The sequence below is a fragment of the Pseudoxanthomonas sp. X-1 genome, assembly GCF_020042665.1.
GTDB lineage: Bacteria > Pseudomonadota > Gammaproteobacteria > Xanthomonadales > Xanthomonadaceae > Pseudoxanthomonas_A > Pseudoxanthomonas_A spadix_A.
Window position 1 is genome coordinate 3,448,569 of record NZ_CP083376.1, and the last position, 14,525, is coordinate 3,463,093.

A 14,525-nucleotide genomic window follows, 5' to 3' on the forward strand; every position below is an offset into this window, starting at 1 on the left:
CTGCGCGGGGGTTCAGCGGATCTGACCGACCTGGATCGAGTGCAGGCGATCGTCGGCGGTGCGGGCCACGTCGCTGCCCGGGTACTGCTGGATCACCTGCTGCAGCGTGGTCTGGGCCTCGTTGACCTTGCCCAGCCCGTACTGCGCCAGGCCCAGCTTGAGCAGCGCGCCCGGCGCCTTGTCGTGGGTGGGATAGCGCGAGAGCAGCGCACGGAACTGGTCGGCGGCCATCTGGTAGTTCTGGGTGACGTAGTAGCTCTCGCCCAGCCAGTACAGCGCGTTGGGCGCATAGACACCGCTGGGATACAGCTGCAGGAAGCTGGTGAACAGGTTGGCCGCGTCGGCGTAGTCGCCCTTCTTCAGCGCGTCGAAGGCCACGCCGTAAGCGGTGCGCTCGTCGCCGGCCTGGGCCATCGCGCCGGCGTCGCCATGGACGGCGGGCGGGGCCTCGGTGGTCGCGGCCGCTGCGGCCGCTGCGGCCGGCGCAGCGTTGGCGGCACCCGCCGCGGGTGCCGGCGGCGGCGTTCCGGCGGCCGCGCCGCCGCCCCCGTTCTCCAAGCGACCGATACGGCCGTCCAGGTCGAGGTACTGGTCGCGCGCGCGCTGCTTGAGCTGCTCGTTCTCGTTCTGCAGCTGCTCGACGGTGCCGCGCAGGCTGGCCAGATCCTGGCGCAGCTGGGTGATCTGGTTGAGCAGGTCGGTATTGGCCTGCGTGTTGTTGGCACGGACCTCCAGCGCGGCGACGCGGTCGGCCAGGCTGGCCTTCTGCGCGAAGGCGGCAGGCGCGGTGCCCAGCGACAGCAGCAGGGCCGGCAGGAGAAGACGGAATCGGATGGGACGCATGGCGCTCACGTGACGAGGGTTGCGGTTCGGACGGCCGGAGCATTGAACCATGGCCGTCCAACGAAAAGGGCCGGTGCCGGCCGGGGCAGACAGGTTGTGTCCTGTTGCCCCGCCCCGGTCACCGGCCCCGATGGACCACCGCGAACGGTGGCCCGGGTCGAACGTCGCTTACTTCGCGGTGTACACGATCTCGACGCGACGGTTCTTGGCCCAGCACTCCTCGGTCGACTCGGTGCAGACCGGACGCTCTTCGCCGTAGCTCACGACCGACAGCTGGCTGCCCGAACCACCGGCGGCCTGCAGGGCGGAGGAGACCGCGTTGCCGCGACGCTCGCCCAGGCCCATGTTGTACTCACGCGAACCGCGCTCGTCGGTGTTGCCTTCCAGGTTGATGCGGGCCGACGGACGATCGTTGAGGTACTTGGCGTGGCACGCCATGATCGCCTGGAACTCCGGCTTGACGGCGTCCTGGTCCAGATCGAAGTACACCACGCGCTGGCGCAGGCAGGCGTCGGTATCCAGATCGCTCGGGCCGTAGGCGCCGGCGTTGGTGGTCGGCTGGGTCATAGCCGGCGGCGGCTCGACGGCCGGCGCCGGCGGCTGGGTCTTGGTGTTCTTCTTACAACCGGCCAGAACGGCCACGGACATCAGGGACAAAGCAACGACGCGGAGAGTGGTGTTCATTTGGGTTCCTTAACGCGGATCCGGGGTGGTGGATGCAAAAACGCGGGTTAGTTTAACGCAATGTTAAACCGGCGGAACGACCCTTTCGCATTATTTTTGCGGGGTCTGGTTCCGGTACGGCGACCATGCCGGCTCACGCACATCGCCCTGGGCCAGCACCAGGCGCTGGCGGACACGGCCATCGGCGGACACGGCGTACAGCACCCCCCGACCGCCCTCGCGTGCGGCATACAGGATCATCGAGGCGTTGGGGGCAAAGCTCGGCGACTCATCGAGCGAACCGGGCGAAAGCGTGGTCCAGCGCGGCGAGCCGGTGCTGGAATCCATCATGGCGATCCGGTAGGTGCTGCCCGAGCCCTGGGCCACGGCGATCTTCTTGTCGTCGTAGGACACGGTCGGGGTCGCGTTGTAGTTGCCCTCGAAGGTCACGCGCGTGGCGCCGCCGCCGCTGGCCGAGGCCTTGTAGATCTGCGGGCGGCCGCCGCGGTCGGAGGTGAAGTAGATCGAGCTGCCGTCGGCGCTCCAGGTCGGCTCGGTGTCGATGCCGTACTGGTTGGTGATCTGGGTCAGCGCCTTGCTGCCCAGGTCCATCACGTAGATCTCCGGGTTGCCGCTGCGCGAGAGCGTCAGCGCCAGCCGGCGGCCGTCGGGCGAGAACGCCGGCGCGCCGTTGATGCCGCGGAAGCTGGCGACCAGCTCGCGCGCGCCGGTGGTGATGTCCTGGATGTAGATCGAGGAGTTGCCGCGCTCGAAGCTGACGTAGGCCAGCTTGCGGCCGTCCGGGCTCCAGGCCGGCGACAGCAGCGGCTCGGCCGAGCGCACGATGGTCTGCGGGTTGAAGCCGTCCGAGTCGGCGACCATCAGCGCGTAGCGCGCGTTGGCGCCCAGGCCGGTCTGGGTGACATAGGCGATGCGGGTCCAGAAGGCGCCGCGGATGCCGGTGATCTTCTCGTAGATCGCGTCGGCCATCTGGTGGGCGACATCGCGCATGGCGTTGGCGCGGCCGGTCATGGCCAGGCCGAGCAGGCGCTCCTGCTTGGCCACGTCGAACAGCTCGTACTCGACGCGGTAGGCGCCGTTGCCGCCGTCCAGCACGCGGCCGACGACGATGTAGTCCTGCTTGAGCGCGCGCCAGGTCGGGTACTGGATCTCCGAGCCGCGGGTGGGCTTCTCGACGATGCTGGCCGCCGGCAGCGTGCGGAAGGCGCCCGAGCGGTCCAGGTCGGCGCTGACGACCTGGGAGACGTCGGTGGTCGGCGCCGCGCCCGAGCCCTGGTAGGGCATGGGCACGATGGTGATCGGCAGGGCGGACGGATTGCCGCCGACGATGTTGATCTCCAGGCCCTGGCTCTGCGCGAAGGCGGCTGCAGGCAGGAACAGGGCCACGACAAGGGCGAAGTACCGCGCGAGTTTCTTCATGAAGGCTGGGCTTGTGCGAAAAAGGCCGGCTAGGGATAGCAGCCGACGGGTGAACATTTTCGCAATCATGAACGCCAAGGCGATGTGAACCACCGCCCGGCGCCGCCCGCGATCAGCGGTCCTGCGCCTCGAAGTTGAAGATCAGGCGGCGGTTGAACACCGGCTCGAAGCCGCGGTACGGCAGCGGCTGGGCCTTGAGCACGGCCGCCTCGATCGAACGCTGGCCGGCCGGGTCCATCGGGCAACCCGGCTGCACCTCCGCTGAGATCACCTCGCCGCCGGGCAGCTGGGTCACCAGGACCTTGCACCGGGTGCCCACCGCGACCGAGTCCGGCCGGGTCCACTGGTTCATGACCGCGCTCTGGATCGCCGCCTGGTACTTGGCCAGCAGGCCCGGATCGGTGCCGTTCTGGCCCGGCGAGGAGTTGGAGGCGGCGGCCTGCGACGAGGAGGCCTGCGTGGCCTGCTGCTGCGAGGCCTGGCGCGCGCGCGCGTCGGCCAGCTGGCGCAGCTTCTGCTCGGCCAGCTGGGCCTGCTTGTCGGCCTGGGCGCGCTGGGCGCGGATGGCGGCCAGCTTCTTCTGCCGATCGTCCTCTTCCTGCTGCGCGGCCAGGCGCTGGAGGCGCTCTGCTTCTTCCTGCTTCTTGCGCTCGGTCAGGTCGATCTGCTCCTGGCGGCGCTTGGCTTCCTGCTCCTTCTCGGCCTTCTCCTGGGCGATGGCCAGGCGACTGGCCTCCTCCTGGTTGACCTGCTGCGGGTCGGGCACGCGCTCCTGGGCCTGCTGCTGACGCGGCACCGGCGAATCCTGCGGCTTGGGCTCGGGCACCGGCTGCGGCGGCGGCACAGTGTCCTCGTCGGCCACCGGCTGCGGCATGGGCGTGGGCGGCGTCGGCTTGGGCTCGACCTTGGCCGACTCGCGCACGGCCTGCTGCGCGGCGCGCATGTCGGCGGCGGACAGGTCCAGCGAAGCCTCGATCGCGGGCGAGCCGGCGGCGGCCTCGGCCTGGTCCTGGTTCCAGTGGAAATAGGAGGAAACGATGATCAGCGCCAGCAGCAGCAGGTGCACGCCCACGGCCAGCGCGACCGCCGTGCCGGGGCGGTCGCGCGGGTCGTGGCGATCCAGATGCGTGGCCTCAGCGTGCATTGCCGCCCGTGCCGCCGGGTTGCGAGACCAGTCCCACCTTCTTAACGCCGGACTCGGACAGCAGCGCGGTGGCGGTGATCACCTTCTGGTAGTCGGCGTCGCCAGGCGCGGCGAGCATCACGCTGATCTTGTCCTCACCCTGCTCGGCCACCATCGCCTTCAGGCGCGCGGAGATCTCCTCGGGCGAATAGGCCTGCAGCTTGTCGTCCTTGGTGACCTTGAGGAAGTAGTTGCCGTCCTTGTCCACGGTCATGATGATCGGATCGCTCTTGCTCTCCACCGACCGGGCGTGGGACTTGGGCAGTTCCACGTTGACCGCCAGGGTCAGCATCGGCGCGGTCACCATGAAGATGATCAGCAGCACCAGCATCACGTCGATGTAGGGCACGACGTTGATCTCGGATTTCAGCTTGCGCCGCTTGCGGCTGCGCGAAATGGCCGACTGCATGGACGCCTCCCTCAGGCTTCGCCGGTCTGGCGCTGCAGGATCGAGCTGAACTCGTCGGCGAAGGTCTCATAGCGCACCGAGATGCGCTCGACGCGGGTGGTGAAGCGGTTGTAGGCCCACACCGCCGGGATGGCCACGAACAGGCCGATCGCGGTGGCGAACAGCGCCTCGGAAATGCCCGGCGCGACGGCGGCGATGCCGGCCTGCTCACCGCTGTTGAGCATGTCGTGCATGGTCACCATGATGCCGAACACGGTGCCCACCAGGCCCACGTACGGCGCGGTCGAACCGATGTTGGCCAGCAGCTCCAGGTTGCGCTCCAGCGCATCGATCTCGCGCGCGTAGGCGGTGCGCATGGCGCGCTGGGCGCCCTCCAACTGCACGCGTCCGTCGGTGTGGCGCTTGTCGCGCAGGCGGGCGAACTCGCGGAAGCCCGCCTCGAAGATCGCCTCCAGGCCGGTGACCACGCGGCCGCGGTCTGTGGCCGCCGCGTACAGCTTGCCCAGATCGGCGCCGGACCAGAACCGGCCCTCGAACTCGTCGGCATCGCGGTTGGCGCGCTTGAACACGCCGGCCTTGCGGAAAATGATGATCCAGCTCACCAGCGAGCCGGTCAGCAGCAGCAGCACGATCACCTTGACCGGCAGGCTGGCCTTGAGCAGCAGCTCGAAGTAGTTGATGGAGCTGTGGGCGGCCTGCGCGGTGGCCTGGGCAGCCGCGGTGGCGGCCTCCGGCGGCAGGGTCTCGGTCACGGCGTCCTGCAGCGCCAGGAGCAATCCAATCATCCGTTGTTTCCTCGGGGGTTCTACGCTTTAAAGAAGGGGGAGCGGCAAAGGGTCAGGCGGGCACTTCCAACAGCTTGAATTCCTGGTACAGCGCCTCGTCCAGGCCGACCGGGCGGAAGGCCGAGGCGGAGACCGCGGCGATCTTCACCTGCGCAGCCAGCAGCCGTTCCTCGCCGCGCCAGATCGCCTGGTCGAACACGATGCTGGCGCGCCGCGCCTGGCGCACCTGCACGGTCACGGTGAGCAGGTCGTCCAGCCGCGCGGGCCTGAGGAAGTCCAGCTGCATGCCACGCACCACGAACACCAGGTCGTGCTCGCGGCGCAGCTGCTCCTGCATCTGGCCCCGCGCGCGCATCCATTCACTGCGCGCGCGCTCGAGGAAGGCCACGTACTGCGCGTGGTAGACCACCCCACCCGCGTCGGTATCTTCCCAGTAGACCCTTGTCGGAATACTGAACGGTTGCCCATCGGGGACAGCCTGGGCGGGGGATTCAACAGTCATCGGGTGCTCCGGAGCGCTGCGGGGCGCGGGACTCGGCGGGCCTTGCGGGGCATCAGAACAGGGCCTCGGAGTCCGGAAACGGCAGCCCGGCGTCGCGCCTGGGCTGCAGCCCCAGGTGCGAATAGGCCTTGGCCGTGGCCATGCGCCCGCGCGCGGTCCGCACCAGGAAGCCCTGCTGGATCAGATAGGGCTCGATCACGTCTTCCAGCGTGCCGCGCTCCTCGGACAGGGCCGCGGCCAGCGACTCGACGCCGACCGGGCCGCCGTCGAAGCTCTCCACGATGGTGTGCAGCAGGCGCCGGTCGAGCTCGTCGAAGCCTTCCGGATCGACCTTGAGCATGGCCATGGCCGCGTCGGCGGTCTCCCGGCTGATCTGGCCGCCAGCCTTGACCTGGGCGTAGTCGCGCACGCGCCGCAGCAGGCGGTTGGCGATGCGCGGCGTGCCGCGCGAGCGGCGCGCGATCTCGCCCGCGCCCTCGGGCTCGCAGGGAATGCCCATGATCTGCGCCGAGCGGCGCACGATCCGGGTCAGCTCGGCGGTGTCGTAGAACTGCAGGCGCTGGACGATGCCGAAGCGGTCGCGCAGCGGCGCGGTCAGCAGGCCGGCGCGGGTGGTTGCGCCGATCAGGGTGAACGGCGGCAGGTCGATCTTGATCGAACGCGCGGCCGGGCCCTCGCCGATCATGATGTCCAGCTGGAAATCCTCCATCGCCGGATACAGCACTTCCTCCACCACCGGCGAGAGACGATGGATCTCGTCGATGAACAGCACATCGTGCGGCTGCAGGTTGGTCAGCAGCGCGGCCAGGTCGCCGGCCTTCTCGATCACCGGGCCCGAGGTCGTGCGCAGGCTGACGCCCAGCTCGTTGGCGATGACGTGGCTCAGCGTGGTCTTGCCCAGGCCCGGCGGCCCGAAGATCAGCACATGGTCCAGCGCCTCGCCGCGCCCCTTGGCGGCCTGGATATAGATGTCCAGCTGCTCGCGCACCGGCTGCTGGCCCAGGTAGTCGGCCAGGCGCTTGGGCCGGATCGAGGCCTCCAGGGCGTCGTCCTCGCGGGTGGCGTCGGCGGCGATGATGCGGTCCTGGGTCATGCGGCTATGGTACGGGCAGGAGTGCGGCGTGAGGGGATGCGAGCCCGCTTTGGCGCGTGCTCACTGCGCCTGGCCCACGCCTCGCCCTCAGATCTCCACCTGCGCCCCCAGCTCCACCAGCCGGTTGCCGGGGATGCGGAAGAAGTTGGTGGCCGGGGCGGCGTTGCGGTGCATAGCGGCGAACAGCTTGTCGCGCCAGACCGGCATGCCGCGGTGGGCGCTGGCCACGATGTTCTCGCGGCTGGCGAAGAAGGTGGTGTCCATCGGGTCGAAGTACGGCCCGCCCTGGTCGCAGCTGCGCATCAGCGCCAGCGGCACGTCCGGGGTCTCCATGAAGCCGAACTTGACGATGACGCGGTAGAACTCGTCGCCGATCTCCTCGACCTTCATGCGCTTGTCGGCCGGCGCATAAGGCAACGGCAGGGTGTACACGGTCAGGAAGACGTTGCGCTCGTGCAGGACCTTGTTGTGCTTGAGGTTGTGCAGCAGCGCGTGCGGCACCATGCCGGTCTGGGCGGTCAGGAACACCGCCGTGCCCGGCACGCGCGCCGGCGGGGCCAGCATCAGCCCGGGCAGGAAGCTGTCCAGCGCGATGCCGTCCTTGCGGATCTCCGCGCCCAGCAGCTCGCGCCCGCGCCGCCAGGTGCGCAGCAGGGTGAACACCACCAGGCCCAGCGCCAGCGGGAACCACGCGCCGTCGAAGAACTTGGCGCCGTTGGCGATGACGAAGCCGACATCGACGATGAAGAACACCACGCACAGCGGCAGCACCCAGGTGCGCCACTTCGGCCACAGCGCGCGCGCCACCAGCGCCAGCAGCATGGTGTCGATCATCATCGTGGCCGACACCGAGATGCCGTAGGCGGTGGCCAGCGCGGTGGAACTGCCGAAGGCCAGCACCACGGCCAGCACCGCCAGCATCATCATCCAGTTCACGCCCGGCACGTAGATCTGGCCGATGGTGTCGTGCGAGGTGTGCTTGACCGTCATGCGCGGGATGTAGCCCAGCTGCATCGCCTGGCGCGCCACCGAGAAGGCGCCGCTGATGACCGCCTGCGAGGCGATGATGGCGGCCATGGTGGCCAGCACGATCATGGGGTACAGCGCCCAGTCCGGCACCGCCTCGTAGAACGGGTTGTTGACCGCGGCCGGGTCCTGCAGCACCAGCGCGCCCTGGCCCAAATAGTTGAGCATCAGGCACGGCAGCACCAGGATGTACCAGGCGTAGCGGATCGGCTGGGCGCCGAAGTGGCCCATGTCCGCGTACAGCGCCTCGCCACCGGTCACCGCCAGCACCACCGCGCCCAGGATCAGCACCGAGTGCCAGCCGTGGGTCAGGAAGAAGTTCACCGCCCAGAACGGGTTGAACGCCTTGAGCACCTCGGGCGCATCGACGATGTTGTAGATGCCGATCGCCGCCAGGGACAGGAACCACACCGTGGTGATCGGCCCGAAGATCTTGCCGACCTTCTCGGTGCCGAAGCGCTGGGCCATGAACACCAGGATCAGGATGACCACCGTGATCGGCACGATCCAGTGGTCCAGCGCCGGCGCCGCCACCTCCAGGCCCTCGACCGCGCCCAGCACCGAGATGGCGGGGGTGATCACGCCGTCGCCGAAGAACAGCGAGGCGCCGAAGATGCCGAGGATGCCGACCACGTAGGCCGACCGCGAGCCCTTGGGCAGGGTGCGCTGGGCCAGGGTCATCAGCGCCATGATCCCGCCCTCGCCGTCGTTGTCGGCGCGCATGATGATGGTGACGTACTTGACCGTCACGGTGATCACCAGCGCCCAGAACACCAGCGACAGGATCCCTAGGATGGTGTCGTGGTTGCCGACTAGGCCGAAATGCGGCGAGAAGGCTTCCTTGAGCGTGTACAGCGGGCTGGTGCCGATGTCGCCGAACACCACGCCGATGGCGCCCAGCACCAGGCCGGGCATGCCCTGGTTGCCGTGGCCGTGGTGGGCGGGCGCGTTGCTGGTCGAGGTCGTGGCGGGGGGCGAGGACATGCGGCGCTAGCCTACTGCTGAAAAAGTGAGGATGTCCTGCACGCTCAGCGCAGGGCCGAACGCAGCGCCTTGCGGATGATCTGCGCCGCGTCGTCGCCGGCGGCGGCCGCGTCGCGGGCCATGCGCTGGGCCTCTGCCGGCTTGTAGCCGAGCTGCTGCAGGGCGATGACTGCCTCGGACTGCGGATCGGCCGGCGCGCTCATCGGCGTGATGACATCGCCGCCGGTCAGCGCCGCGGCGCGGTCGCGCAGTTCCACCACCATGCGCTCGGCGGTCTTCTTGCCGATGCCGGGGATGCGGGTGAGCGCGGTGACGTCGCCGGCCTGCACCAGCCGGGCGAACTCGTCCACGCTGACGCCGGAGAGGATGGCCAGGGCGATCTTGGCGCCGATGCCGGTGACCTTCTGCACGTCGCGGAACAACCGGCGCTCGCCCTCGCGCAGGAAGCCGTACAGCGAGACGCTGTCCTCCTTCTGCGCGTAATGGGTGAACAGCGTGACCTCGCGACCCAGCTCGGGCAGGTCGTAGATGGTGCTCATCGGCGCCTCCAGCTCGTAGCCGACGCCGCCGCCGACCTCGATCACCAGCCAGGGCGGGGACTTGGCGATGAGGATGCCGCGCAGGCGCCCGATCATTTCCGGCTCCAGGCCACGCGCGCGTCCACGCCCATGCGCGCGGCGGTGGCGCGCACGTGGGCATGGGTGATGGCCACCGCCAGCGCGTCGGCGGCGTCGGCCTGCAGCTTGCCTTTCAGGTTGAGCATGATCGCGACCATGTGCTGGATCTGTTCCTTCTCGGCGCTGCCCCGACCGACCAGCGCCAGCTTGATTTCCTTCGGCGCGTACTCGTGCACCGGCAGGTCGCGCAGGACCACGGCGCTGATCGCCGCGCCGCGCGCCTGGCCCAGCTTGAGCGCCGAGTCGGCACTCTTGCCGACGAACACCTGCTCGATCGCCACCTCGTGCGGCTGCCAGGCGTCCACCAGCTCGGCCAGTCCCAGCAGCAGGCGCTTGAGCCGCAGCGGGAATCCGCCCTCGCCCAGCAGCACCAGCGGCCCGTTGTAGACATGGACCGCCCGCCCGGCGGCATCCACATCGATGATGCCGATGCCGGTGCGCTGCGAGCCCGGGTCGATGCCGAGGATGCGCACGCAGCCCGGGCTTGGGCTGCGCAGCTGCGGCACCGGCGCCTCGTCCATCACGGCCTGCGCCTGCCCTGCAGGCGTCCGGTCGGACCGCGCCGATGCGCCGTGGCGAACTCCCCGTCCCGATCCCCGAGTCCCGCTGCCTGTGCGCGTCCCCGGCGGCACAGGCTCAGCTTCCCTCGCCCAGCGCGGCCTGATCGGCGTTGGAATAGACGTTCTGCACGTCGTCCAGATCCTCGAGCATGGCCAGCAGCTTGGACACCTGCTGGGCGGTCTCGCCGTCCACCGCCACGTCGTTGTCGGCGCGGAAGGTGACCTCGGCATAGCCCGGGGTGAAGCCGGCGGCGGCGAGCGCCTGCCGGACCTCCTCGAACCCTTCCGGCGTGGTCAGCACGTCGATCGCGCCGTCCTCCGGGTAGACCACCACGTCCTCGGCGCCGGCCTCGATGGCCGCCTCGGTCAGCGCGTCCTCGTCCAGGCCGCCGTCGAAGCTCAGCACGCCGAGCTTCTTGAACATGAAGGCCACCGAGCCCTCGGTGCCCATGTTGCCGCCGCACTTGGCGAAGGCATGGCGCACGTCGGCCACGGTGCGCACGCGGTTGTCGGTCAGGCAGTCCACGATCACGGCCACGCCGCCGGGCGCGTAACCCTCGTAGCGGATGGTCTCGTACTCGACGCCTTCCAGCTCGCCGGTGGCCTTCTTGATCGCGCGCTCCATGACGTCCTTGGTCATGTTGGCCGCCAGGCCCTTGTCCATGGCCGTGCGCAGCGCGGGATTGTTGGCCGGATCGCCGCCGCCGGGGCCGCGCGCGGCCACGCTGATCTCGCGGATGATCTTGGTGAACACCTTGCCGCGCTTGGCGTCCATGGCGTTCTTGCGGGCTTCGATCGAAGGGCCTCGACCCATGACACACTTCCGTTGGCTGAACTTGAGACGAAGCGGCAATTTTACTCCAAGCCGCGCGCCCTGCCGCCCCGCGCCCTCAGCGGCGGAACCGCCCGTGGCGCAGGAAGGCCACCACCTGGCGCGCGGCCTGCGGCGAGAACGGCAGGCCGGTGTGGCTGGCACGCACGCAGCAGTGGTCGACCAGGCCGGACAGGCGGGTCTCGGCCAGGGCCACGGTGCCGTCGGAGGTCTCGTCCATGCCCGCCAGCAGGCGGCCGACGCCGCGCGGCACGTCGCCGGCGATCATCCCGACCTCGGTGGGGCCGCTCCAGGGCGGGCAGCCCCGGTCCAGCAGCAGCGCGCTGCGGCCGAGCACCCCGCCCCAGCCGCGTTGCGCCAGGGCCTGCGCGGTCTGGCTGCCGGACAGCGGCGAGCCCAGGCAGACCAGGCGCGGCACCGGCAGGCCTGGATGCCGGCGCAGGGTCTCCAGCGCGATCAGGCCGCCCAGGCTATGCCCGACCAGATGGGTCGGGCGCCCCTGGCGCAGGCGCTCGGCCAGGCGCGCGATGGCCACCTGCGGGCCGCCGGTGACGCTGGGATAGCCGAAGGGTTCGGCGGCGAAGCCCGCCTGCCGCAGCCGCCAGGCCAGCGGCCGCATCCACAGCGGCGCATGCCAGATGCCATGCAGCAGCAGTACCGGGGGCAGCGGCGCCGACAGCGCGGCGCGGGCGTCGGCGTGACTCAGTCGCAGGTCACCGCGGTGATCCGGTCCTGGGCATCGACGTGCACGGTGACGCGGTCCATGCCGATGTCCGCGGAGGTCTCGCCCGCGCCGAGGGTGCGGATGCGCGTGGCGCGGCTCTCGGCCTGGATGCGGTCCAGCACGCCCTGCTCGGCCACCCGGCCGATGGCCCAGCTGCCCGACGCGGAGGTGCACCGCATCATCTTCTCCCCACCGCAGCCGGCCAGCAGCGCGCAGCCCAGGGACAGTCCCAACAGGGCACGATTTCCTCGCATCGAAGCTTCCTCCATGACGTAAGCCCAGAGCATGACCCAAGCGCGGGCCGCGCTCAACCGCGCTCAGGCGGGGCGACGCAGGATGAATTCGTCGTCCAGGACGTTGCCCACGGCGAACTGGTACTCGCCCACCTTGGCGAACCCGTGCCGCGCGTAGAAGCGCTGCGCACCGAAGTTCTGCGACCACACGCCGACCCATAGCGGGCGCGGCCCGTCGCGCAGCAGCCAGTCCACCGTCGCCTGGAACAGCCGGGTGCCGATGCCGGCGTTCTGCTGCCCCTGCAGCAGATAGAGGCGCTTGAGCTCGCCATCGCCGGGCTGCACGCCCGGATGCGGCAGGCCGCACGGACCGGCGGCCGAATGCCCGATCGCCTGGCCGTCGTGCTCGGCCAGGAAGATCGCGTAGTCCGGATGCGCCAGCACGATCCGCATGCGCTCCAGCGCGTAGGCCTCGTCGAGGAAATCGCGCAGGTCGCGCGCCGGGTACAGATGCCCGAAGGTCTGCACGAAGGTGCGCTCGGCCAGCGCCGAGAGCGCCGGGGCATCGTCGAGGGTGGCGCGGCGGATCAGCATGAGGCTAGGCCCGAGCCGGAAGGAACGAGGACCGCGTGGAGAAGCAGGGGCGAAGGCCGGTCACGGCAGCGCCCTGTACCCGCGCCTCGTCCTCATCACGCGTTGCTCTTCTCGCGCACCTGCACGTGCACCTCGGCCAGCTGCGCGTCCGGGATCGGCGAGGGCGCGTCGGTCATCAGGTCCTGCGCGCCGGTGGTCTTGGGGAAGGGAATGACGTCACGGATCGATTCGGTGCCGGCCATCAGCGCGGCGATGCGGTCGATGCCGAAGGCGATGCCGCCGTGCGGCGGGGCGCCGTAGTTGAGCGCGTCGAGCAGGAAGCCGAACTTGGCGCGCGCTTCTTCCGCGCCGATGCCGAGCAGTTCGAACACCGCGCTCTGCATCTCCGGGCGGTGGATACGGATCGAACCGCCGCCGATCTCGTTGCCGTTGAGCACCATGTCGTAGCCGCGCGAGACCGCGGTCCTGGCGTGGGCACGCAGGTCCTCGATCGAATCCACCGCCGGCGCGGTGAACGGATGGTGCAGGGCCACGTAGCGCTGCGCCTCCTCGTCCCACTCGAACATCGGGAAGTCGGTGACCCACAGCGGGCGCCAGCCGTCCTGGATCAGGCCGAAGTCCTTGCCGGCCTTCAGGCGCACCGCGCCCATGAAGTCCGAGACCTTGCCGTAGGCACCGGCGCCGAAGAACACCAGGTCGCCCTTGCCCGCGCCGACATGCGCGATGAGCGCGGCGAACTTGTCCTCGGCGAAAAACTTGGCGATCGGCGAGGTGATCTCGCCGCTCTCGCCGATCTTGACGTAGGCCAGGCCCTTGCTGCCGTACTTGGCCGCATGCGCGGCGTACTCGTCGATCTGCTTGCGCGACAGCGTCGCGCCGCCGGGGATGCGCAGCGCGGCGACGCGGCCGTCGGCGTCGTTGGCCGGCCCGGTGAACACCGCGAACTCGCTGTCCTTGACCAGCTCGGCCACATCGACCAGCTCCAGGTCGATGCGCAGGTCCGGCTTGTCCGAGCCGTAGCGGCGCATCGCCTCGGCCCAGGTCATGCGCGGGAACTGCGCGTCCAGCTCGACGTCCACGACCTCCTTGAAGATCGCGCGGATCATCTCCTCGACGAAGTCCTGCACATCGCGCTCGCGCACGAAGGCGAACTCCATGTCCAGCTGGGTGAACTCCAGCTGGCGGTCGGCGCGCAGCGCCTCGTCGCGGAAGCAGCGCGCGATCTGGTAGTAGCGGTCGAAGCCGGCCACCATCAGGATCTGCTTGAACAGCTGCGGGCTCTGCGGCAGCGCGTAGAACTCGCCCGGGTGCATGCGCGCCGGCACCAGGAAGTCGCGCGCGCCTTCCGGCGTGGCCTTGGTCAGGATCGGGGTCTCGATGTCCTGGAAGCCGCGCGCGTCCAGGTGGCGGCGCAGGGCCTGCACCAGCCTGATGCGGGTGCGCTGCATGCGCTGCATCTCCGGACGGCGCAGGTCGAGATAGCGGTACTTCAGGCGGGTGTCCTCGCCCGGGTTCTCGTGCGCGTGGAACGGCAGCGGCGCGGCCTTGTTGAGCACGGTGATCTTCGAGGCGATCACTTCGACCTTGCCGGTCCTGAGCTTGTCGTTGACCGCATGGCGCGCGCGGACCACGCCCTCGACCTGCAGCACGTCCTCGTAGCCCAGCGAGGCGGCCACGGCGAACACCTCGGCGTTGTCCAGTTCGACCGTGACCTGGACGATGCCCTCGTGGTCGCGCAGGTCGATGAAGCACACCCCGCCCTGGTTGCGGGCCACGTCGGTCCAGCCGGCCAGGGTGACGGTTTGGCCGATCAGGGTCTCGTCGACCAGGCCGCAGAAGTGGGTACGCATGTGAGGAAACTCCGGGCAGGCCGCACGCCGCGGCCGGGAAAGCCGGCTATTTTGCGGCCCGCGCCGGGGCGCGGCAAATGCGGGCCCAACGGCCCGCGCCAGCTGACGGGACGGCGCCCGGGCCGCG

General features: G+C 69.7%; 16 protein-coding genes. All 16 read right to left on the reverse strand.

The features are described 5' to 3' along the window. Positions 1-12 precede the first annotated feature (12 nt). The 16 genes from ybgF to aspS all read right to left on the reverse strand — a co-directional run bounded on the left by ybgF (position 13) and on the right by aspS (position 14,398). Entirely contained in the window at positions 13-843 is an 831-nt protein-coding gene (gene ybgF / locus LAJ50_RS15570) for a tol-pal system protein YbgF (protein WP_138651311.1), read from the reverse strand. Positions 844-1,011: 168 nt separating this feature from the next. After that, positions 1,012-1,527 (reverse strand): peptidoglycan-associated lipoprotein Pal, encoded by a 516-nt coding sequence (gene pal, locus LAJ50_RS15575; protein WP_138651310.1) that lies wholly within the window; start codon positions 1,525-1,527, stop codon positions 1,012-1,014. 90 nt (positions 1,528-1,617) lie between these two features. Further along, positions 1,618-2,946, reverse strand: coding sequence for a Tol-Pal system beta propeller repeat protein TolB (tolB, locus tag LAJ50_RS15580; RefSeq protein WP_130550023.1), 1,329 nt, complete (start codon positions 2,944-2,946; stop codon positions 1,618-1,620). A gap of 112 nt (positions 2,947-3,058) precedes the next feature. After that, positions 3,059-4,090 (reverse strand): cell envelope integrity protein TolA, encoded by a 1,032-nt coding sequence (tolA, locus tag LAJ50_RS15585; protein ID WP_138651309.1) that lies wholly within the window; start codon positions 4,088-4,090, stop codon positions 3,059-3,061. Further along, complete coding sequence (gene tolR, locus LAJ50_RS15590; protein WP_130550025.1) at positions 4,080-4,538, reverse strand: protein TolR; 459 nt, start codon at positions 4,536-4,538, stop codon at positions 4,080-4,082. The genes tolA and tolR overlap by 11 nt, the downstream gene beginning before the upstream one ends. Positions 4,539-4,549: 11 nt before the next feature. Beyond that, complete coding sequence (gene tolQ, locus LAJ50_RS15595; protein WP_130550026.1) at positions 4,550-5,323, reverse strand: protein TolQ; 774 nt, start codon at positions 5,321-5,323, stop codon at positions 4,550-4,552. A gap of 52 nt (positions 5,324-5,375) precedes the next feature. Next, a complete protein-coding gene (ybgC, locus tag LAJ50_RS15600; RefSeq protein ID WP_138651308.1) occupies positions 5,376-5,825 on the reverse strand; it encodes a tol-pal system-associated acyl-CoA thioesterase in 450 nt (149 codons plus the stop codon). Between the two features lie 52 nt (positions 5,826-5,877). After that, complete coding sequence (gene ruvB / locus LAJ50_RS15605) at positions 5,878-6,918, reverse strand: Holliday junction branch migration DNA helicase RuvB (RefSeq protein WP_138651307.1); 1,041 nt, start codon at positions 6,916-6,918, stop codon at positions 5,878-5,880. 87 nt (positions 6,919-7,005) lie between these two features. After that, positions 7,006-8,928, reverse strand: a complete 1,923-nt coding sequence (locus tag LAJ50_RS15610) for a potassium transporter Kup (RefSeq protein WP_130550029.1) — start codon at positions 8,926-8,928, stop codon at positions 7,006-7,008. 44 nt (positions 8,929-8,972) lie between these two features. Continuing rightward, positions 8,973-9,563, reverse strand: coding sequence for a Holliday junction branch migration protein RuvA (gene ruvA, locus LAJ50_RS15615; RefSeq protein WP_130550030.1), 591 nt, complete (start codon positions 9,561-9,563; stop codon positions 8,973-8,975). Next, positions 9,560-10,126: a crossover junction endodeoxyribonuclease RuvC gene (gene ruvC, locus LAJ50_RS15620; protein WP_130550031.1), complete on the reverse strand. Its 567-nt coding sequence runs from the start codon at positions 10,124-10,126 to the stop codon at positions 9,560-9,562. Before ruvC ends, ruvA begins: the two co-directional genes overlap by 4 nt. A gap of 115 nt (positions 10,127-10,241) precedes the next feature. Then, positions 10,242-10,979 (reverse strand): YebC/PmpR family DNA-binding transcriptional regulator, encoded by a 738-nt coding sequence (locus LAJ50_RS15625; protein WP_130515824.1) that lies wholly within the window; start codon positions 10,977-10,979, stop codon positions 10,242-10,244. 76 nt (positions 10,980-11,055) lie between these two features. After that, on the reverse strand, positions 11,056-11,616 hold the full coding sequence (locus tag LAJ50_RS15630; protein ID WP_138651306.1) for an alpha/beta fold hydrolase: 561 nt from the start codon (positions 11,614-11,616) through the stop codon (positions 11,056-11,058). A gap of 83 nt (positions 11,617-11,699) precedes the next feature. Next, a complete protein-coding gene (locus tag LAJ50_RS15635) occupies positions 11,700-11,975 on the reverse strand; it encodes a hypothetical protein (RefSeq protein WP_130550033.1) in 276 nt (91 codons plus the stop codon). 63 nt (positions 11,976-12,038) lie between these two features. Further along, positions 12,039-12,548, reverse strand: a complete 510-nt coding sequence (locus LAJ50_RS15640; RefSeq protein WP_138651305.1) for a GNAT family N-acetyltransferase — start codon at positions 12,546-12,548, stop codon at positions 12,039-12,041. 95 nt (positions 12,549-12,643) lie between these two features. Beyond that, the gene (aspS, locus tag LAJ50_RS15645) at positions 12,644-14,398 is read right to left on the reverse strand and encodes an aspartate--tRNA ligase (protein ID WP_138651304.1); all 1,755 of its coding nucleotides are present in this window, start codon (positions 14,396-14,398) and stop codon (positions 12,644-12,646) included. Positions 14,399-14,525: the final 127 nt, after the last annotated feature.

Excerpts from the sequence above, each read along its gene's own strand:
- ybgF (WP_138651311.1), bottom strand. The coding sequence starts at position 843 with ATGCGTCCCATCCGATTCCGTCTTCTCCTGCCGGCCCTGCTGCTGTCG.
- pal (WP_138651310.1), bottom strand. The coding sequence starts at position 1,527 with ATGAACACCACTCTCCGCGTCGTTGCTTTGTCCCTGATGTCCGTGGCC.
- tolB (WP_130550023.1), bottom strand. The coding sequence starts at position 2,946 with ATGAAGAAACTCGCGCGGTACTTCGCCCTTGTCGTGGCCCTGTTCCTG.
- tolA (WP_138651309.1), bottom strand. The coding sequence starts at position 4,090 with ATGCACGCTGAGGCCACGCATCTGGATCGCCACGACCCGCGCGACCGC.
- tolR (WP_130550025.1), bottom strand. The coding sequence starts at position 4,538 with ATGCAGTCGGCCATTTCGCGCAGCCGCAAGCGGCGCAAGCTGAAATCC.
- tolQ (WP_130550026.1), bottom strand. The coding sequence starts at position 5,323 with ATGATTGGATTGCTCCTGGCGCTGCAGGACGCCGTGACCGAGACCCTG.
- ybgC (WP_138651308.1), bottom strand. The coding sequence starts at position 5,825 with ATGACTGTTGAATCCCCCGCCCAGGCTGTCCCCGATGGGCAACCGTTC.
- ruvB (WP_138651307.1), bottom strand. The coding sequence starts at position 6,918 with ATGACCCAGGACCGCATCATCGCCGCCGACGCCACCCGCGAGGACGAC.
- LAJ50_RS15610 (WP_130550029.1), bottom strand. The coding sequence starts at position 8,928 with ATGTCCTCGCCCCCCGCCACGACCTCGACCAGCAACGCGCCCGCCCAC.
- ruvA (WP_130550030.1), bottom strand. The coding sequence starts at position 9,563 with ATGATCGGGCGCCTGCGCGGCATCCTCATCGCCAAGTCCCCGCCCTGG.
- ruvC (WP_130550031.1), bottom strand. The coding sequence starts at position 10,126 with ATGGACGAGGCGCCGGTGCCGCAGCTGCGCAGCCCAAGCCCGGGCTGC.
- LAJ50_RS15625 (WP_130515824.1), bottom strand. The coding sequence starts at position 10,979 with ATGGGTCGAGGCCCTTCGATCGAAGCCCGCAAGAACGCCATGGACGCC.
- LAJ50_RS15630 (WP_138651306.1), bottom strand. The coding sequence starts at position 11,616 with ATGCGGCCGCTGGCCTGGCGGCTGCGGCAGGCGGGCTTCGCCGCCGAA.
- LAJ50_RS15635 (WP_130550033.1), bottom strand. The coding sequence starts at position 11,975 with ATGCGAGGAAATCGTGCCCTGTTGGGACTGTCCCTGGGCTGCGCGCTG.
- LAJ50_RS15640 (WP_138651305.1), bottom strand. The coding sequence starts at position 12,548 with ATGCTGATCCGCCGCGCCACCCTCGACGATGCCCCGGCGCTCTCGGCG.
- aspS (WP_138651304.1), bottom strand. The coding sequence starts at position 14,398 with ATGCGTACCCACTTCTGCGGCCTGGTCGACGAGACCCTGATCGGCCAA.